Consider the following 16,518-nt stretch of genomic DNA (forward strand, 5'->3'; position numbering starts at 1 on the left):
TCATGAGTAGGTTTCATGAGTTATAAGCCTTTCGAAATCCCCCAGGTCAAAGATAAGCCAGCCCTCTTTTCTCAACTCTTCCTTCCCCTCAACACTCTTCGCCACAAGCCCATAGTACTTTTCCCAGTCGTCCAGACCAACGAGCTCCGCCTTCCTCTCCAGATCCTTCAAAACACTTTTAGCTTTCCCCTCATTCAGATCCTTCCACTTCACTTCAACGAAGAGTGCCTTTCTCTCCTGCTCGTTGAGAGCCAGGAGGTCAATCTCCTCACCCCTGTGCCACCAGCGGCCGATTTTGGTGAAGCGGAACGGAAGCTTTTTGCCTTTGTTCAGCTTTAGGAAGAACTCACGGGAAACCTTCTCAAAAACGGTGCCGAGGTAGTGGGGGTAGTCCTTCTGGATTAACCCCACATCAAAGGTTCCCTCCTCAATTGCCGAGAGGTTGGGGTAGATAAAGCGGAACCAGAACGCTAAGAAGTTATCGGCTAAATAATACCTCCCCTTTTTCGAGCTTTCCCTTTCCGTTATGGGAACTTCCCGCACAACAAAGCCCGTCTCTATGAGGTTTCTGAGGTATGGACTCAGGTCGGAGTGCCTCATTCCGGAAAAGTCCCTGATTTCCCTCGGCGTTGTTTTTCCCCTTGCTATCGCCTCAAGTATCCTTTTGTAGGTGCCAACCTCAGTGAACTCGTAGCGGAGGAGGAAGTCCACCTCGTCCCTGAAAAAGCTCACCGGGCTGGAGAGCTCTTTTTTCAGCCACCCCCAGAACGGAAGCCTGGCGCGGTTTATGTAGAAGGGTATCCCGTCGGTGAGGCCGTATATCTCAACCAGCTCCTTCCAGCTCGCATCGGGAAAGAACTCCCTCAGTGCAAAGAACCTCATCGGCTTCAGCTTGAGCGATCCTGTTCTTCTGCCGTAGAGGGGACTCTTGTAGCTGAGGACTTTCTCCGTCATCATGCTCACCGAAGAGCCGAGGAGGATGAGCTTAGTGTTTGAATTCGAGAGATCGGTATCAATTATCCGCTGGAACAGGGGGAGGATTCCAGGGTTTTCCTTTATGAGGTTGGGGAACTCGTCTATGACGATGACCCTTCCCCTGAGGGCGTGAAGGATCCCCTCCCAGTCTTCCCGGGCGTACCTGACTTCTGGAGATACCCTTTCGGCAGTCTCCCTGAAGTGCCGCAGGTTCTCCCCCTCGACCGCTAGATAGTACACGTGGGGAATTCCCCTAACAGCCTCAAGCACGAGTCTCGTTTTCCCGACTCTCCTCCTGCCGTAGATGATAACCATCTCAAACCCTTTCCCCTCGAGGTACTTTCTGAGGGAGGCCAGCTCCTCCCGTCTGTCTACAAAGCGAGACAATGATAATCACCGTTATGATAATTTGAATTATCATATTAAAGCATTTCGCTTTGAATCAAAACAGGGGCAACAGATAATTTAAAGGCCAAAAAAGTACAGTAAAAGGGGAAATCAAAAACTTCAAACCTTAATCCCGCCCATGACGAGGGCCATAACTGCCTTCTGGGCGTGGAGCCTGTTCTCGGCCTCGTCGAAGACGACGCTGTTCGGGCTGTCAACGACGTCGTCCGTTACCTCCTCGCCCCTGTGGGCCGGGAGGCAGTGCATGAAGATGTAATCGGGCTTTGCGTGCTTGACGAGCTCCCTGTTCACCTGGAACGGCTGGAATATCTTCCTCCTCTCCTCGGCCTCGGCCTCCTGTCCCATGCTCGCCCAGACGTCGGTGTAGATGACGTCCGCGTCCTTGACGGCCTTGACCGGATCGTGGAGGAGCTCAAACGAGCCGCCGCTCTCAGCCGCGTTCTGCTCGGCCCACTTGATGACCTTCTTGTCCGGCTCGTAGCCCTCCGGCGTGGCGACGACGACGTTGGCTCCGAGCTTGGTTCCTGCAATCATGAGTGAGTGGGCGACGTTGTTTCCGTCACCGACGTAGACGACTTTGAGTCCCTGAACCCTGCCCTTCTTCTCAAGTATGGTCTGGTAGTCCGCCAAAGCCTGGCACGGGTGGGAGAAGTCGGAGAGGCCGTTTATGACCGGGACGCTCGCGTACTTGGCGAGGTCTTCAACGTCCTTGTGAGCATAGACGCGGGCCATTATTCCGTCGACGTACCTGCTGAGGACGCGGGCGGTATCGGCGATGGTCTCACCGCGCCTGAGCTGTAGGTCCTGAGCGTTGAGGTAGAGACCGTAGCCGCCGAGCTGGTAGATTCCGACCTCGAAGGAAATCCTCGTCCTGGTAGAGGGCTTCTGGAAGATCATGGCCAGAGTTTTACCCTCAAGAACGCGGTGCGGCTTGCCTATCTTGTTCCATATCTTCATCATTTCGGCGGTTTTGAGAATAGTTTCAATCTCCTCCCTCGTGAAGTCCTGAAGGCAGAGAACGTCCCTTCCTGCAAGGCTAACCACCATGTGCATCACCGTTTAATGCTGGCGCTCCCTTTTAATAACCCTTTCGTCGGATAAATCTGCTCCCGGCTGAAATCTTTTGAGCACTAACGCTCGGGAGCTTTCCAAATGTAATGGGCATTGGAGCATATATACATCCATCAATGCAGTTCGGATGGAAATGTGTCCGAGATTTTATTGGTGTAAGTGGAAACCCTTTTATAAGATTAGAGCTTTTATTAACGTTGAGGTGGTTCGGATGGCAGACCTTAAGAACGCGAAGATGTTGGGTGGCATAGGAGCCATACTTACTGTGGTAGGGCTTGGCTTCATTGGCTTCATCCTGAAACTCTTCGCGGTGAAGAACATCGCAGAAGCTACCGGCAGGGATGAGATATTCAGCAAATACCTCTGGGCGGCGATACTCAGCATAATAGCCACCCTCGTTTGGGTGGGAACAGTCTGGGGATCGATACTCGGGATGGGGATGAGAGAATCTCCCGTGATTGGCCTTGGAGTGCTGGGGGCAGGGGGCATAATAGCCGCGATCCTGATGATAGCCGGTGTCTGGTTCATGAAACAGAGCTATGACATGATTTCAGAGGAGACGGGCGTCGGTCTGTTCCACACGACGGCACTGCTGTACCTGGTGGGCGCGATACTGATGATAGTCATGATTGGCATGCTGCTCATAGTTATAGCGGCAATCCTTGAGATAGTGGCCTTTTTCTCCCTGCCCGATGAGATCTCCCAGTCCGCGGAGGAGCCAGTACCGGTTTCCTGATTGGAACGCTGGTCTCTGTTCTTTTAGTCTTTTAATACAAAACTAGTATCCCGAACCGGCGGGCTTATGAAAAGCTTTAAAAATTCTGGAGCTGATAAAGCGTCTATTGAAGAAGATTCGGCCGAGTGAGCGTCGGGGTATTTTGCCCTTCAAACAGCCTTCTTTAATCCCTCGGTAAATCTAATAAACTCATCCCTCTTCTATCTCTGGTGGCATGTATGGGGGATGGAATCAAGGTTACCCTTGTCAATTATACAAAAAAGCCCTTGGAAACCGTCACATGGGCAGCATTGATAAGCTACTGGGATGAATGGGAGACGGAAGCCTTCGAGCGTATGGGTCAAAAGGACGTCGAGATGCACCTCCCCAGGGTTCTCGGCTACGGGCACGAGTCCATCCTGGAGCACGCGACGCTCACATTTGCGATTGAGGGATGTTCCCGCGTTTGTAGTCACCAGCTAGTCAGGCATAGATTGGCCAGTTACACCCAGCAGAGCCAGAGGTACCAGTTTGTTTCTTCGGCAGAGATCAGGGAACACAAACTTCCGGAACCGAAGGGGGAGAAAAGGAATCCACACTGCAAACTCACCATAAACCAGGAGAAGGAAATAGTAAGATGGTACCTAGAAGATGGCCTATCAACGTGGCAAATAGGAAAAATAGTGGGTCTTCACCCCACTTCGGTGTTGTCAATACTCAAGGCCCATGGAGTTACTCCCCGAAAGGCAGGGGAGGCGTACAACGGTCGGATTGTGAACGAGCACTTCTTTGAAACCATAGACACTCCCGATAAGGCGTATATCTTGGGTTTTATAATGGCGGATGGAAGCATCAACGAGCAAAGAAATGCCCTTGTTATAGATCAGAAAAACCTCGAAAAAACCCTGCTCATTGAAATTGCGGAGCGCATTGGAAGGGGAATAAAAATCAGAACCCAAAAGGGACGGGATACGCTCAGGATATGGGTTGGAAACAGAAAACTCATCGAGGACCTTAAAAAATGGGGTGTCTCGGGGAGAAAGGCAAAAATCTTGAGTTTTGAAAGGGTTATTGAAGGGGTCCCACAGAAGCTCTGGCCCGATTTCCTCAGGGGATACCTCGATGGAGATGGTTACATTAAAGTTGTCTTCAAAGATGGTTCCTTCCAGAGGGCGGAAGTCACTTTTGTCAGCTCAAGCAAAAGGGCTCTGGAAGACGTGATGTTCATGTTAAGTGAGCTTGGACTTCCAGAAGGGACACTGAAATACTATGAAGGTCGGGAGATTGGATATCTCAGGTACGGCAAAAGCAGAAAATCCGAAGAACTATTAAGGCTCCTCTATGTGAGGGCAGACCCGCTCCTCGTCAGAAGGGCAAACATACTCAAAGTCCTCGCCGTTATCCCGGAGTTAAGGGAAAAAATTGGAAACACTATAAGGAAAAAGCTCGAAGAATATGAGTTCACCATACCCGGGAGCATTCTGGAAGACCCGTTTTTGGCGTATCAATGGTATGATTTGATGAGGGATGCACGGGAGATTTACATAAAGTCTGTTCAAGCAGGGGTTCCAAAGGAGGACGCGCGCTTCATCCTTCCCCAGGCAGTCAGAACAAAGCTTGTCGTTACGATGAATCTCCGCGAGCTGAAGCACTTCCTAGGCCTGAGGGCGTGCGAAAGGGCGCAGTGGGAGATAAGGGAAGTTGCCTGGAAGATGCTGGAAGAGATTGCCAAGAACGAGGAGCTGAGGCCGGTGATAGGGTGGGCAAAACTCGGGCCGCGTTGCATCCACCTCGGCTACTGCCCCGAGGGAGAGCTCATGCCCCCCGGCTGCTGGAAGAGGACGCGGGAGAAGTGGAGGGCCCTGACGGGTTCCAAACCGACGGTTTAAGAAACTTTTTTTACATAGCTTTTTCTCACAAATTCTCGGTGAGTAACCATGAAAATCAGAAGCTGTGAGGTGGAACTGCCCCATTCCTGGGAGAGCCTCCAGGTGATTCTCAGTGAACCTAAAAAGACCCTCCCGTTCTTCCCTTACTTCGAAAGCTTACAAGATGATACTGTTAGATTCAGAGTCCCCAGGTTCATCTTTGACTTTGGCTATGAGTTCAAGCTGGCCCTGGGCTTCAGAAAGAACGGTGCAGTGTACACATTTACCGGGGAGAAGGGCGTGCTTACGGTAACCTTTGAGATGGAAGGAAACGGGCTTAGGGTGACCGCCAGCTGGTCTGGATTCGGCGAGCTTCTCATGGGCAAGCCCCTGGAGAACTTCGCCAGGGGAATAGCGGAGGCTATCCGGGACTTCTGCAGTGCTCAAGCGACCTGCCCGGTGCTGGAGCTGGAGTCCGATGAGGGCGTTGTTCACCACGTTATCCCCGAAAGCGCCCCGGCCCTCATAAAGAGGATAGCCTGGGAGCTCAGGGGCGAGGACTTCGTTCTCAGTGGGGTGTCTGAGAAGGGCGTCAGGCTCTCTGTGACCGTCAGGGAAGGCAGGCTCGTTAGGCTCACGGTGAGTGATCCGCTCAACAAAGAAACGGTGGTTGAGGCGGACCTCCCGGTGCTGGAGATAGGTCCTGAACTCTTTGAGGGCCTCTCCTTGGACGATACGTTTAAGATAAAGGTCAGGAGGATTTAGAGGTTCCTTCCACTATTTCATCTATGGCCGCTTTGAGTTCATCATATGCCTCCTCAAGGGACTCGGGGATGACCTTGGTGTCCGCTATTACAGGCATGAAGTTGGTGTCACCGTTCCAGCGCGGAACTATGTGGAGGTGAACGTGGTCGTCTATTCCGGCGCCGGCAACGCGGCCGAGGTTCACACCCATGTTGAAGCCGTGGGGGTTTATCGTCTTCTTCAAGGCCTTTATCACGAGCTGGGAAAGCTTCATTATCTCCAAAAGCTCCTCGTCGTTCAGGTCTTCCCACTTCCCCACGTGCCGGTAAGGGGCTATCATGACGTGGCCGGGGTTGTAGGGGTAGTTGTTCATTATTACGAAGCTGTGCTTCCCACGGTAGAGGATGAGCCTCTCCTTATCGCGGTTCTCTCTGGGGAAGTCGCAGAATATGCAGCCGTCGTGCTTTGGTGAGCGTATGTACTCGATGCGCCACGGTGCCCACAGTATTTTCATTCCCTCACCTCCAGTGGGAGAAAGGGGGAAGGGTTAAAAGCTTTTTTGAAAGGCCCAACACTCACACCCGTCCAACAAAGCTTTTAACTCCAGGCCGCTACTCACTCCAGGTGGTAGACATGAAGAAGAGAAAGGGACTTCTCATAATCCTTGATGGTCTCGGAGACAGGCCGATAAAGGAGTTCGGCGGAAAAACCCCTCTTGAGTACGCAAACACTCCCAACATGGACGGGCTCGCAAGATGGGGAATGCTGGGCCAGCAGGATCCGATAAAGCCCGGCCAGCCGGCCGGAAGCGACACAGCGCATCTCAGCATCTTTGGCTACGACCCCTACAAGGTCTACCGCGGGAGGGGGTTCCTGGAAGCGGTCGGTGTCGGCCTTGACCTCGACAGGGACGACCTTGCCTTCAGGGTGAACTTTGCCACGCTGGAGAACGGCATCATAACCGACAGGCGGGCAGGGAGGATAAGCACGGAGGAGGCACACGAGCTGGCGAAGGCCATTCAAGAGGAGGTGAAGCTTCCGGTGGACTTCATCTTCGTCGGTGCGACCGGCCACAGGGCTGTTCTCGTCCTCAAAGGCATGGCCAAAGGCTACCGCGTCGGCGAGAACGACCCCCACGAGGCCGGAAAGCCGCCCCACGAGTTCACCTGGGAGGACGAGGAGAGCAGGCGCGTTGCCGAGATACTCAACGATTTCGTCAGGCAGGCACATGAGGTTCTCGAAAGGCATCCAGTCAATGAGGAGCGCAGGAAGGCAGGTAAGCCCGTGGCCAACTACCTCCTCGTGAGGGGCGCCGGGACGTACCCTGACATACCGATGAAGTTCACCGAGCAGTGGAAGGTGAAAGCGGGGGCGGTTGTTGCGGTTTCCCTCGTTAAGGGCGTCGCCAGGGCGATAGGCTTCGACATATACACCCCCGACGGAGCCACCGGCGAGTACAACACCGACGAGATGGCCAAGGCGAGGAAGGTCGTGGAGCTCCTCAAGGAATACGACTTCGTCTTCCTGCACTTCAAGCCGACAGATGCCGCTGGCCACGACAACAACCCGAGGCTCAAGGCGGAGATGATTGAAAAAGCGGACAGGATGATAGGCTACATAGTTGACAACATTGACCTTGAAGACCTCGTTATTGCCATAACCGGCGACCACTCGACGCCCTGCGAAGTGATGAACCACAGCGGCGACCCGGTTCCGGTGCTCATAGCCGGCGGAGGTGTCAGGGCGGATCACACCGAGAGCTTCGGCGAGCGCGAGTGCATGCGCGGCGGCCTCGGAAGGATAAAGGGCCACGACATCGTGCCGATAATGATGGACCTCATGAACAGGAGCGAGAAGTTTGGGGCCTAAACGAGCTTTTGGCTCTCCTCTTAATTGTTTTAGGCTATTCTGGTTCTCCCAGTGTGTATGTGCGGGTGTTGTTTGGGAGACGCGGAGGAACACCAAGGGAATCAGGAAGAAGCCCAAGAAGCCTGAATCCGTTCAAAGACCAAGCCTCTTCACAAGCTCCTCAACTTTCTCCTTCCCGTTTCCCAGCAGGGGCTCTCCATGGGCGGGCAGGAGGTTCTCGAAGTCCACCTCAAGGAGCTCCGCTATTCTTTTCCTATTCATCTCCGGGTCGAGGGAGTACTGCTGAGGCACCTCTTCGAGCCTTCCGTTGCGTTCTACAACCAGGTCACCGACGAAGAGGCTCTTCGTTCCCTCGTCGAGGAGGCATATGCTTCCCCTCGTGTGGCCCGGCTTGTGAAGAACCTTAAAGCCCTCGAATACCTCCCCGTCCTGGAGTTTTACGTCCGGCTCAATCCCGATCTTCTCTGCTATGCCCTCTACCTCGTCCCTGTGGGCGGCTATGACGGCTTCTGTCCTCTCCCTAAGGCACTTCAGTGAGCCTGTGTGGTCGAGGTGGCCATGAGTGAGGATTATCGCCTTTAGGGGCTTTCCAATCTCCCCGACGGCATCTAGTATTTTCCCGCAGGTCGTCTCTATGCCGGTATCAACGGCCACAAGATGGTCTCCTCTGTCAACGAGGTAGATATTGACGAAGGTGTCGAATATCCGGTAGACTCCCGGAAAAACCTCCTCATGCATAAAGCTCACCTCATTCAGGTTTTCATCTTAACCCTAAAATCGTTTTCGGATAAACTTATTAAGGTGGGATTCGAAAGTCGTTTTAGGTGATGGTATGAAGCATGTCCCGGTTTTTGATGACCTCAAGAGGATGGGTGATGAGAGGATTACCGCCATCGGAATGGGCACGTGGGGCATAGGTGGAAAGGAGAGCCCGGACTACTCGCGCGATGGGGAGAGCATCGCAGCCCTGCGCCACGGCCTTGAGCTCGGGATAAACCTCATAGATACGGCCGAGTTCTACGGTGCCGGCCACAGCGAGGAGCTCGTAGGTGAGGCGATAAAAGGCTTCGAGCGCGAGGAGATTTTCATCGTCAGCAAGGTATGGCCCACACACTTCGGGTACGAAAGCGCAAAGAAGGCCGCGCGGGCGAGCGCAAGGAGGCTCGGCACATATATAGACCTCTACCTGCTCCACTGGCCGGTTGACGACTTTGGAAGGATAAAAGAGACACTTCACGCCCTCGAAGAGCTTGTTGATGAAGGGCTGATTCGCTACATCGGCGTGAGCAACTTCGACCTTGAGCTTCTCAAGCGCTCTCAGGAGGCCATGCGGAAGTACGAGATAGTAGCCAACCAGGTGAAGTACTCCCTCAAGGATAGGTGGCCTGAAACGAGCGGGCTTCTCGATTACATGAAGCGCGAGAGAATCGCTTTAATGGCATACACCCCCCTCGAAAAGGGCTCCCTCGCGAGAAACCCCTGCCTGGCCGAGATTGGAAGACCCTACGGCAAAACCGCGGCCCAGGTGGCCTTGAACTATCTCATCTGGGAGGAGAACGTCGTGGCCATACCCAAGGCCGGAAGCAAAGCCCACATTGAGGAGAACTTCGGTGCCATGGGCTGGAGGCTTTCAAAGGAGGATAGGGAAAAAGCGAGGGACTGTGTTTGAACCGTCTACCCCTTCAGAAACGCCTCAACCAAATTCCTCGTCTCGTTAAAGGCCTCGAGCGGAATCCCCTTCGGCAGACCGCCGATTTCACCCTTTACGTCCTTGAGAACTCCTTCGCCGGCTCCGAGGAACATGCCCTCGCTCACTATCCCCCTGAAGTTTGCCGGCGGGAGCAAAGCGACTGCAACGCGGTTGCCCTCCTTCACGGTAAGGTCGTTGGTAACAACCGTTATTGCCCTGTCGCCGATATTCACGTTGGTGACGAGCAAGCGGTCGGCGTTCGGGTGCTTTCCGACGCTCATGACTTCCCCGACCCTGATGTCCACCGCTATGACCGGGTCGTTTATCTTCCCGAGGGCTAAGCGTTTATCAAGGCCGAGTATCGTGTTCAGGAAAAAGCGAACCTTAGCGACTTGTTCCTCGACCTTCTCGCGCTCGCTCTTATCGGCCAGGCTGAGGAACTTGTGGTGCCAGTCCTCACCGCCAAGGGCCTCTATTATCCCACTGGCCTTTTCCCTTAGAGCTTTCATCTGCGGGGTGTCAATCAGCTCCTTCGGCTCCACGTAGCTGTACCTCATCGCCTGCAGTTCCGGAATCATCTCCTTCGCCAGCTGAATCGCTCCCTTCTTGTTCCACTTCCCCTTGAACTTCGCGTGCTCCACCGTCTTCAGGAACAGCTCCACGCTCTTCTCCGCCACCAGTAAGCGGTAATCCTTGCTCGTATCCCACATACCTCTCACCCTCCAGTGCCTCCAAAACGCGGTTCTTAACGCTTTCGTCCCTTATTCCCTCGGCTATTGAACGGGCCCTGGCTTTATCACCCCAGCGGGCGTATGCCAGGGCCACCTCTCCGAGGAGCTCCGATGCGATCTTATCGTCCCTGACAACGCCGGCAAGGATAAGCGGCTCCTCCAGGAAGCCTATGCGAAGGAAGCGCCTCGCTATCCCCTCCAGCTCTCTGTCGGTCGGCCTGAACTTGCCGACTAAGACTATCTCAAGGGCGTCGTCGAAGACCCTCCTGCCGAGCCTCGGCTGCTCGTGGAGATATAGCCAGTAGGCAAGCTCAAGCATTGTTATCGCCCTCCCCTCCAGCGGGAGGAAACGCATCATTGAAATCGCGGGCTCGACCTCCCCCTTCTCAAGGAGCTCCTCCACCGCCGTTTTGCCCCTCTTCAGAACGTCCCTGATAAGCTCCACTTTATCTTCGATGTGCTTTGCCTGGAGTTTGAAGAATATCGAGGCGTAAACGTCTCGGGCCAGACCGTAGAACTCAAGGGCCGTCTCGTTGGGTATCTCGTCGGCGCTCTTCTCAATCAGCCGGGCGACCTTTATCAGCGATGACGTTGCCGCCGAGGAGAGCCCTCGCGAGGCCTGGAGGAGCTCCACGGCCTCTCTGAACATTCCCAGGCCGTCTTTATAGCGGTCTGAGAGAACGAGGTTCCTCGCTATCCCCGCCAGAACCTCCCCCCTCACCCTTGGAGAGTCTATGCTCCTCGCAATCTCTATGGCGTTTTCAAAGTATGCCTCGGCGTCCCTGTCCCGGTTGAGAGTGTACAGCGCTCTTCCGAGGATGGAATATGCTAAAGCTCTCTCCGGCGTTCCGCTTACAGATTCGAGCGTCTCCAGCATGTGGCTCAAAACCTCGTCCCTCGGGAAGGCCGTCAGCACCTCGGTGAGTGCCACCAGCCGCCGTATCTCGTCCTCTATCGCCAGCGCGTTTCTCAGGGCGTTCTTGTAATCCCCCTTTGAAAGGTAAAGCTCCACGGCCTCCACGAGAACCACCAACCGCCGGGAATAGGGAGCGAAAGTAAAAAAGGCTATCGCTAACCCTTGACCTTCTTGTCCCACTGCTCGAGCATCGTGTCGAGCGCCAAGAGGCTGTTGAGCCTGAGGCGAACCTTCCGGTTCTCCCAGTCTATTGAGCCCTTGAACTCGTTGAGCAGGGCGAAGACCTTTTCAGCTTCCTTCAAGGGCAGATTCCTTCCATAGAACTCCTCGTCGCAGTGAGGACATTTGAATACAAAACCCTCAAAGGCCTCCATGAACCTTTCCCTGTCCCTGAGAACCTCCCCCGCGTCTTCCAGGCTGAGCATCTGCTCGATGAGCTCCCCCCAGTCGAGGGGCTTTCCACAGAGCGGGCACTTTGCCACCTTAACCAACCCCCCTCAAAAACTTCTCAATCTCCTTCAGGATAAGTTTAACGGCTTCATCAAGGTTTTTCTTTCCGTTAGCCCCGGCGGCACCGGCGTGGCCGCCACCAGAGCCATCTATGACCGGCCCGACCTTCTCCATGATCTTACCGAGGTGCAGGCCTTTCCTCACGAGCCCCTCCTTTGCCCTGGCCGAAATTCTCACGCCCTTCTTCTCGCTTCCCACAACCGCTATATCGGCGCCGAGGTTCAGGAAGGTCTTGCAGGCGAGGGATTCGTAGGCCGAAACCTTGGAGACGGCTATTACGTACTTTCTGAACTTCCTTATCTCCATTCTCTGGCAGGCCTTGAGGATGGCCATGCGCTTCGCCTGGTCTATGTTCTCGTCGCTCACAGGGGCAATGAGCTGGAAAATCTCACCCATCTGAACCGGAAAACGCTCCAGCATCTCGCTTACGGCCTTGAAGGTCTTTGCGTTCGCAAAGCGGAAGTTTGCCGTGTCAGTGACTATACCTGCCAGGAGGGCTTTAACTGCTCTCTCGTCGTAGAAACCGAGGTATTTGAACAGCTCCCAGACTATCTCGGCCGTCGAGGTGCGCGATGAATCGATGATGGCTATATCTGCCCTGATGGGCTTTTCCTTCTCGGCATGGTGGTCAATGACGATAACGGTCTTACCGCGCGGAATCTCGATGGGTTCGAGCTGCTCGGGGGATGAGGTATCAAAGATTACAACTACATCTTCCCTAACGGAGGGGTCCTTTTCGAGCGGGACGGGTGAGAACGTGAGCAGTCTTTTGGCGTAGGAGGAGACGCTCTCGGCGACACCTATTCTCACTCTTTCAACGCCGATTGATTTCAGGTAGAGGGCGAAGGCTATCGCAGAACCTAGGGAATCGGGGTCTGCGTTGTGGTGGCAGAGGAGGAGGTACGATTTGCTCCCTGACCTCTCAAGGAAGCGTTTAAGCTTTAGCCTACCCTTCATTGGCAATCTCCCTCAGCCTTCTCTCCACGGCCTCGTAGGCCTTCTCCAAGGCTTCGTCGATAAGCCCCTCAACGTCCACCTTCACGAAAACGGGAACCTCAAGGTACACCTCAACCTCAAGGTCGAGGGTCTCGTTGCGGTTTATCCTCATGGTAACCTCTATGTCCTTAACGTCACTCCTGTTGAGGACGTCGAAGACGTGCTTGATTATCGTCTCCTGCGCAAGCTCACCGATCTCTATGAGCTGCTCTTCGCTCAGTTCTGGCAGACCGATGTTGATAACCCCTTTTCCGCTGACTCCATTGTCCATCGCTATCCCTCCACAGAATGAAAGAGAAGAGGTCAGCCCGCGGCGGGCCTGAGGGCGGACTGTATCTTGGCGGTGAGCTCCTTGAGCTTCTCGTTGAGCTTCTTCTCCTGTCTCTCAAGGGCGTTCAGGCGAACCTCCAGGGTCTCGACCTTCTCCTTGAGCTCCTCGACTGCTTTCGCCTTGTCGGTCTTGACGATGAGCGTGCCGACGGTCTTGTATATGGTCGTGCCCTCCTCGACCTTCTCAAGTTCCTCCATGGCCTTCTTTGCCTCGGTGAGCTCAAGCTGAACCTTCTGCTTCTGCTGGATGACGAGCTGGAGCTGCTGTTGATAGTTCTCAAGCTGGCCGAGCATGGCCTGAACCTGGGGCGGAATGTTCTGCATAACCAACACCTCCGTAATCGTAATGCCGGGTTAGAATAAGGGGCGGGCTTTAAATAGTTTAGGCTAAACCTCAAGCGAGTCCATAGCAACCTTAATCCATCTCAGATAGGAGTTCAGCGTCCCCCTCAGGGCGGAGTTATCCCGGGCGAGGAACCTGATTATCACCCTGTTTCCCTCGCGGAGGAACTCTATCCTGCTCCTCCGGTAGGGCACGCTCTCGTGCTCGTAGAGGACGCTCTCATAGATTATCCTCGCAGTCTCCTCATCGGGAAAAGAGATTTCTATCACTCCTTCGATTGGCCAGGTTTTTTCTTCAGCCACGCCGCCTCTTTGTAGTCCCATCTCCGCCCGTCCTCCATTATCCAGATCTTGACGCTTATTAGCGGGCCAACGGCCCTCTCTCTCGTAACGTCCAGGCGGTAGAAGTTCACCGCCATTCCGCGCGGGTGCCTCTCGATGACGCTCAGCACGTCGGTGTTGTATCTGTCGGCTATCCCGAGGAGCGAGCGCTCCCCTCTCGGAACGAACCTTCCACCCGTCAGCTCGGCAAAGACCTGGGCGAACGCAACGTGGTCAAGGCCGACGCGTTTAGCCGTCGTCACGACGAGGGGCATTTCCTCGCGTATGGGCCTTATGTCCCTAAAACCAATCTCACGCTGGAGCTTTATTCCGTGGAGGTACAGGTAGCCGAGGTAGCCCCAGTCCTCAGGATCGACCTTGATGAAGGTCATTTTGAGCGGGTTGCCCTTCCAGACGTTGACTATCAAGAGCCTCTCGTAGTTCCGGTCGTAGGCCTCCATGAGCAGATCCTGGATGGTCTTCTTTCCCCTGGTCAGGTAGAGTGAGTTGGGGAACACCTTCTCCAGGTCGTGGCCGAAGCTCCTCGTCCTCCTCGTGGGTCTGTGGGAAGTCGTTATCAGCATCATAGCCCTCACTCAAAATTCGTTTAAGCGATAAAAGGCTTTCGAAACGAAAGAATCAGATCGCCTTTACGCGCCGGGCCACCCTTGGCCTGGGCTTGTAGAGTATTTTGCTGCCGCAGTAGGGGCAGCGGACTTCCCTTGTGTTCTCGAGGTCGAGTTCGACCTCCTTCCCGCACTTTGCACAGCGGTAAACACCCATCACCATGGTCATCACCCTAAACTAAGCAAAGGAAAGGGTCAGGCCTTGGAGGCCGTGACGCGCTTGGCGACCTTTCCTGCCGGGGTGGTCGGAAGGTAGGCACCGCCGGCGAAGGTGGCACCGCACTTCTGGCACTGCCATATGCCGGTGCTTATCCTCCTGACGGCCTTCCTTCCACAGACCGGGCAGACGTGCTTCTGCTTCATCTTGGCCTCAACGGCCGCTACCCTTCTTCTAATCTTGAGACCGTACCTTGGACCGTACCTTCCGGCTGAACCGACCTTAGTAGTCCTTCCCATGAGCATCACCCCTAATTATCAGCGATTTTCACGACTGGAGAGTGTTTCCGGAGACGTTTTATAAACCTTTGCATAACTCCGGACATCGGGTGAGCTTGTTCCTAATAAACCTTTCGCGGAAAATTTGCGGCGAGGTCTCATTGAGGAGCACTGGGAGTAGCTCAATAAAAAGTTCGGGATTCCGCCAAGGTTATCTAGGTAGAATGGATTTGAACTGAAGCAAAGTTTGTAAGGGGGGCATTTAAACTGTCGCCCCCCTGGGGGTCCCGACGTCATCGCAACCCAATACTCGTCGGGCGTTTAGCTTTACTCGCAAAGCCTTATAACCCTTGACCCAACCCCATAATGGTGCAGAAGATGGCTGGAACGGTGAGCAAGATAATCCACTTTCACGATGAGGAGGAGTTCCTCGACGACATGAGCGCTGCTATGGAGCGCTTTTCCTACCTGGCGAGCAAGTACGGCCACAACCCGATTGGTGGCGTCCTGCTGTGGGACTACATCGGAATCCAGGACGAGGAGGGCGTTAAGATATTCCGCGTCGGCGAGTTCCCCTACTTCGAGGGCACGCTGAAGGTCGATCTGGAAACGCTCAGGACTATGGAGCGCTACTTCGACGAGATGGAGAGCAAGTGGGACGAGCTCCGCGTTGAGGACATCGCCTACTTCGTGGAAATGCTCAATGAGGCCCTCGGGAGAGAGATGGTCTACTACGAGGCCTACGACCTCGGCCTGGACAGGAACACCGCCTACATAATCATCGACATCGCCAGCCTTCACTACCTTGAGAGCGTCCTCGAAGGAAGGGACAGGGAAGTATTTGAGGAGGCGGTCGAGCTTCTCATGAGGTACATTTGATTGTCTAATTACTGGATTCGGTAATTATGTGATCACATAATCACTTGGACGGGGGTGGGAGCGTGCTCTTCAAGAAGAAGGGCCTCTTTACAGAGGAGGACGCGAGGAAGGTGGTTGAGTGGATGTCGGGCCATCCTGAAGAGAAGGAGCTCATAGTGATGGCCGAAAGCATTACCGCCGAGGCAAAGAGAAGGCTCTGGGACTACGCGAGGGCAGTCCAGCTCATGGCCGACATGACCGGGGAAGAGAGGAGCGTTAAGGTCGAGATACTCGAAGGTTTTGTGAGCGAGAAGGTTAGGGGAATCGATGTGGCGGAGCTGTGAGAGCGATGAAGCTCATAATGGCCGAGGTCTTCAACGGCTGGCAGGGGGAAGGGGGAAGTGTTGAGGGAAGCGCCTTTGGCAGGAGGCAAATTTTTGTCAGGTTCGCGGGCTGCGACCTGAACTGTGTCTGGTGCGATTCAAGGGAGTACATAGACGCCTCCCGGGTTTCCCGCTGGAGATACGAGGTTGAGCCATTCACCGGAAAGTTTGAGTACAGACCGAACCCAGCGAGCGTTGACGAGGTAGTGGATGCAGTTTTGAGGCTTGACACCGGGGATATACACTCGATAAGCTACACGGGCGGCGAGCCGACGCTCCAGGTGAATGGTCTCAAGACCCTCATGGAACGCATGAAGGAGCTGGGCTTCGACAACTTCCTTGAAACCCACGGTGGCCTTCCGGAGCTTATTAAAGAGGTCGCCTCCCTGACGGACTACGCGAGCGTCGACATAAAGGACGAGACCGCGAGGGCAACCGACAACTGGAAGGCCCTCGTCCTCCGCGAGGTGGAGAGCATAAGAATCCTGAAGGAGTCCGGCGCAAAGACCTACGCCAAGCTCGTCGTCACCGGGGAGACTAAACTTGAGAACGTCCGCTGGTACGCGGAGCTACTGAAAGGATTGGCACCGCTCGTCATCCAGCCAAGGGAACCGATGGACATTTCACAGGAGAAGCTCATGGAGTTCTACCGCGAGGCGGCGAGGATTATGGGCAGGAGGAACGTCGGCCTGAGCTTCCAGGTGCACAAGTACCTCAACGTGCTCTGAGG

General features: G+C 54.6%; 20 protein-coding genes and 3 pseudogenes. 10 read left to right on the forward strand and 13 right to left on the reverse strand.

Translation table 11 applies throughout. The features are described 5' to 3' along the window. Window positions 1-1,362 carry an ATP-binding protein gene (locus ACZ5M3_RS11665; protein WP_464839688.1) on the reverse strand — a complete coding sequence of 454 codons (1,362 nt, stop codon included), beginning with the start codon at window positions 1,360-1,362 and terminating at the stop codon, window positions 1-3. A gap of 120 nt (window positions 1,363-1,482) precedes the next feature. Next, window positions 1,483-2,430, reverse strand: a complete 948-nt coding sequence (argF, locus tag ACZ5M3_RS11670) for an ornithine carbamoyltransferase (RefSeq protein WP_464840952.1) — start codon at window positions 2,428-2,430, stop codon at window positions 1,483-1,485. Between the two features lie 235 nt (window positions 2,431-2,665). Here argF and ACZ5M3_RS11675 point away from each other — a divergent pair, with 235 nt between their 5' ends. The 5 genes and pseudogenes from ACZ5M3_RS11675 to ACZ5M3_RS11695 all read left to right on the forward strand — a co-directional run bounded on the left by ACZ5M3_RS11675 (window position 2,666) and on the right by ACZ5M3_RS11695 (window position 5,802). Further along, entirely contained in the window at window positions 2,666-3,190 is a 525-nt protein-coding gene (locus tag ACZ5M3_RS11675; RefSeq protein ID WP_464839689.1) for a DUF996 domain-containing protein, read from the forward strand. A gap of 218 nt (window positions 3,191-3,408) precedes the next feature. Beyond that, window positions 3,409-3,726: pseudogene (locus tag ACZ5M3_RS11680) on the forward strand (FAD-dependent thymidylate synthase); the annotation flags it as partial. Between the two features lie 279 nt (window positions 3,727-4,005). Then, window positions 4,006-4,413 (forward strand): annotated as a pseudogene (locus ACZ5M3_RS11685) (LAGLIDADG family homing endonuclease); the annotation flags it as partial. 207 nt (window positions 4,414-4,620) lie between these two features. Continuing rightward, window positions 4,621-5,058: pseudogene (gene thyX, locus ACZ5M3_RS11690) on the forward strand (FAD-dependent thymidylate synthase); the annotation flags it as partial. Between the two features lie 48 nt (window positions 5,059-5,106). Beyond that, on the forward strand, window positions 5,107-5,802 hold the full coding sequence (locus ACZ5M3_RS11695) for a hypothetical protein (protein ID WP_464839690.1): 696 nt from the start codon (window positions 5,107-5,109) through the stop codon (window positions 5,800-5,802). Here the strand turns inward: ACZ5M3_RS11695 and ACZ5M3_RS11700 are convergent. Further along, window positions 5,789-6,295 (reverse strand): HIT family protein, encoded by a 507-nt coding sequence (locus ACZ5M3_RS11700; RefSeq protein ID WP_464839691.1) that lies wholly within the window; start codon window positions 6,293-6,295, stop codon window positions 5,789-5,791. The genes ACZ5M3_RS11695 and ACZ5M3_RS11700 overlap by 14 nt on opposite strands. A 119-nt stretch (window positions 6,296-6,414) precedes the next feature. On the opposite strand from ACZ5M3_RS11700, the gene ACZ5M3_RS11705 reads away from it, so the two are divergent. Further along, the gene (locus ACZ5M3_RS11705) at window positions 6,415-7,650 is read left to right on the forward strand and encodes a 2,3-bisphosphoglycerate-independent phosphoglycerate mutase (protein WP_464840953.1); all 1,236 of its coding nucleotides are present in this window, start codon (window positions 6,415-6,417) and stop codon (window positions 7,648-7,650) included. Window positions 7,651-7,782: 132 nt separating this feature from the next. On the opposite strand, the gene ACZ5M3_RS11710 is transcribed toward ACZ5M3_RS11705, so the two are convergent. Then, window positions 7,783-8,388, reverse strand: a complete 606-nt coding sequence (locus ACZ5M3_RS11710; RefSeq protein ID WP_464839692.1) for an MBL fold metallo-hydrolase — start codon at window positions 8,386-8,388, stop codon at window positions 7,783-7,785. A gap of 94 nt (window positions 8,389-8,482) precedes the next feature. Between ACZ5M3_RS11710 and ACZ5M3_RS11715 the strand changes: the two genes are divergently transcribed. Then, window positions 8,483-9,319, forward strand: coding sequence for an aldo/keto reductase (locus tag ACZ5M3_RS11715; RefSeq protein ID WP_464839693.1), 837 nt, complete (start codon window positions 8,483-8,485; stop codon window positions 9,317-9,319). A 5-nt stretch (window positions 9,320-9,324) separates the two neighbouring features. On the opposite strand, the gene ACZ5M3_RS11720 is transcribed toward ACZ5M3_RS11715, so the two are convergent. From ACZ5M3_RS11720 to ACZ5M3_RS11760, 9 genes are all read right to left on the reverse strand, one after another. Continuing rightward, window positions 9,325-10,050: a tRNA-binding protein gene (locus ACZ5M3_RS11720; RefSeq protein WP_464839694.1), complete on the reverse strand. Its 726-nt coding sequence runs from the start codon at window positions 10,048-10,050 to the stop codon at window positions 9,325-9,327. Window positions 10,051-11,142: 1,092 nt separating this feature from the next. Next, window positions 11,143-11,469, reverse strand: a complete 327-nt coding sequence (locus ACZ5M3_RS11725) for a hypothetical protein (RefSeq protein ID WP_464840954.1) — start codon at window positions 11,467-11,469, stop codon at window positions 11,143-11,145. A gap of 1 nt (window position 11,470) precedes the next feature. Then, on the reverse strand, window positions 11,471-12,454 hold the full coding sequence (locus tag ACZ5M3_RS11730) for a DHH family phosphoesterase (RefSeq protein ID WP_464839695.1): 984 nt from the start codon (window positions 12,452-12,454) through the stop codon (window positions 11,471-11,473). Beyond that, entirely contained in the window at window positions 12,444-12,764 is a 321-nt protein-coding gene (locus ACZ5M3_RS11735) for a DUF3194 domain-containing protein (protein WP_464839696.1), read from the reverse strand. The genes ACZ5M3_RS11730 and ACZ5M3_RS11735 overlap by 11 nt, the downstream gene beginning before the upstream one ends. Before the next feature lie 32 nt (window positions 12,765-12,796). Next, a complete protein-coding gene (locus ACZ5M3_RS11740) occupies window positions 12,797-13,147 on the reverse strand; it encodes a prefoldin subunit beta (protein ID WP_464839697.1) in 351 nt (116 codons plus the stop codon). Window positions 13,148-13,210: 63 nt separating this feature from the next. Beyond that, the gene (gene pcc1, locus ACZ5M3_RS11745) at window positions 13,211-13,489 is read right to left on the reverse strand and encodes a KEOPS complex subunit Pcc1 (protein ID WP_464839698.1); all 279 of its coding nucleotides are present in this window, start codon (window positions 13,487-13,489) and stop codon (window positions 13,211-13,213) included. Further along, a complete protein-coding gene (locus ACZ5M3_RS11750) occupies window positions 13,432-14,073 on the reverse strand; it encodes a ribosomal biogenesis protein (protein WP_464840955.1) in 642 nt (213 codons plus the stop codon). Before ACZ5M3_RS11750 ends, pcc1 begins: the two co-directional genes overlap by 58 nt. 52 nt (window positions 14,074-14,125) lie before the next feature. Beyond that, window positions 14,126-14,275: a DNA-directed RNA polymerase subunit P gene (locus ACZ5M3_RS11755; RefSeq protein ID WP_297439146.1), complete on the reverse strand. Its 150-nt coding sequence runs from the start codon at window positions 14,273-14,275 to the stop codon at window positions 14,126-14,128. 32 nt (window positions 14,276-14,307) lie between these two features. Next, complete coding sequence (locus tag ACZ5M3_RS11760) at window positions 14,308-14,568, reverse strand: 50S ribosomal protein L37ae (protein ID WP_014012168.1); 261 nt, start codon at window positions 14,566-14,568, stop codon at window positions 14,308-14,310. Between the two features lie 357 nt (window positions 14,569-14,925). Here ACZ5M3_RS11760 and ACZ5M3_RS11765 point away from each other — a divergent pair, with 357 nt between their 5' ends. From ACZ5M3_RS11765 to ACZ5M3_RS11775, 3 genes are all read left to right on the forward strand, one after another. After that, window positions 14,926-15,426: a hypothetical protein gene (locus ACZ5M3_RS11765; RefSeq protein WP_464840956.1), complete on the forward strand. Its 501-nt coding sequence runs from the start codon at window positions 14,926-14,928 to the stop codon at window positions 15,424-15,426. A 62-nt stretch (window positions 15,427-15,488) separates the two neighbouring features. Further along, window positions 15,489-15,749, forward strand: a complete 261-nt coding sequence (locus ACZ5M3_RS11770; RefSeq protein WP_464839699.1) for a hypothetical protein — start codon at window positions 15,489-15,491, stop codon at window positions 15,747-15,749. A gap of 5 nt (window positions 15,750-15,754) precedes the next feature. Next, entirely contained in the window at window positions 15,755-16,516 is a 762-nt protein-coding gene (locus ACZ5M3_RS11775) for a 7-carboxy-7-deazaguanine synthase QueE (RefSeq protein WP_464840957.1), read from the forward strand. The last annotated feature ends 2 nt before the right edge of the window (window positions 16,517-16,518 follow it).

This window comes from Thermococcus coalescens (assembly GCF_055392585.1).

Excerpts from the sequence above, each read along its gene's own strand:
- ACZ5M3_RS11720 (WP_464839694.1), bottom strand. The coding sequence starts at position 10,050 with ATGTGGGATACGAGCAAGGATTACCGCTTACTGGTGGCGGAGAAGAGC.
- ACZ5M3_RS11765 (WP_464840956.1), top strand. The coding sequence starts at position 14,926 with ATGGCTGGAACGGTGAGCAAGATAATCCACTTTCACGATGAGGAGGAG.
- argF (WP_464840952.1), bottom strand. The coding sequence starts at position 2,430 with ATGGTGGTTAGCCTTGCAGGAAGGGACGTTCTCTGCCTTCAGGACTTC.
- ACZ5M3_RS11695 (WP_464839690.1), top strand. The coding sequence starts at position 5,107 with ATGAAAATCAGAAGCTGTGAGGTGGAACTGCCCCATTCCTGGGAGAGC.
- ACZ5M3_RS11715 (WP_464839693.1), top strand. The coding sequence starts at position 8,483 with ATGAAGCATGTCCCGGTTTTTGATGACCTCAAGAGGATGGGTGATGAG.
- ACZ5M3_RS11735 (WP_464839696.1), bottom strand. The coding sequence starts at position 12,764 with ATGGACAATGGAGTCAGCGGAAAAGGGGTTATCAACATCGGTCTGCCA.
- ACZ5M3_RS11755 (WP_297439146.1), bottom strand. The coding sequence starts at position 14,275 with ATGGTGATGGGTGTTTACCGCTGTGCAAAGTGCGGGAAGGAGGTCGAA.
- ACZ5M3_RS11760 (WP_014012168.1), bottom strand. The coding sequence starts at position 14,568 with ATGGGAAGGACTACTAAGGTCGGTTCAGCCGGAAGGTACGGTCCAAGG.
- ACZ5M3_RS11750 (WP_464840955.1), bottom strand. The coding sequence starts at position 14,073 with ATGATGCTGATAACGACTTCCCACAGACCCACGAGGAGGACGAGGAGC.
- ACZ5M3_RS11710 (WP_464839692.1), bottom strand. The coding sequence starts at position 8,388 with ATGCATGAGGAGGTTTTTCCGGGAGTCTACCGGATATTCGACACCTTC.
- ACZ5M3_RS11700 (WP_464839691.1), bottom strand. The coding sequence starts at position 6,295 with ATGAAAATACTGTGGGCACCGTGGCGCATCGAGTACATACGCTCACCA.
- ACZ5M3_RS11705 (WP_464840953.1), top strand. The coding sequence starts at position 6,415 with ATGAAGAAGAGAAAGGGACTTCTCATAATCCTTGATGGTCTCGGAGAC.
- ACZ5M3_RS11740 (WP_464839697.1), bottom strand. The coding sequence starts at position 13,147 with ATGCAGAACATTCCGCCCCAGGTTCAGGCCATGCTCGGCCAGCTTGAG.
- ACZ5M3_RS11675 (WP_464839689.1), top strand. The coding sequence starts at position 2,666 with ATGGCAGACCTTAAGAACGCGAAGATGTTGGGTGGCATAGGAGCCATA.
- ACZ5M3_RS11730 (WP_464839695.1), bottom strand. The coding sequence starts at position 12,454 with ATGAAGGGTAGGCTAAAGCTTAAACGCTTCCTTGAGAGGTCAGGGAGC.
- pcc1 (WP_464839698.1), bottom strand. The coding sequence starts at position 13,489 with ATGGGACTACAAAGAGGCGGCGTGGCTGAAGAAAAAACCTGGCCAATC.
- ACZ5M3_RS11775 (WP_464840957.1), top strand. The coding sequence starts at position 15,755 with ATGAAGCTCATAATGGCCGAGGTCTTCAACGGCTGGCAGGGGGAAGGG.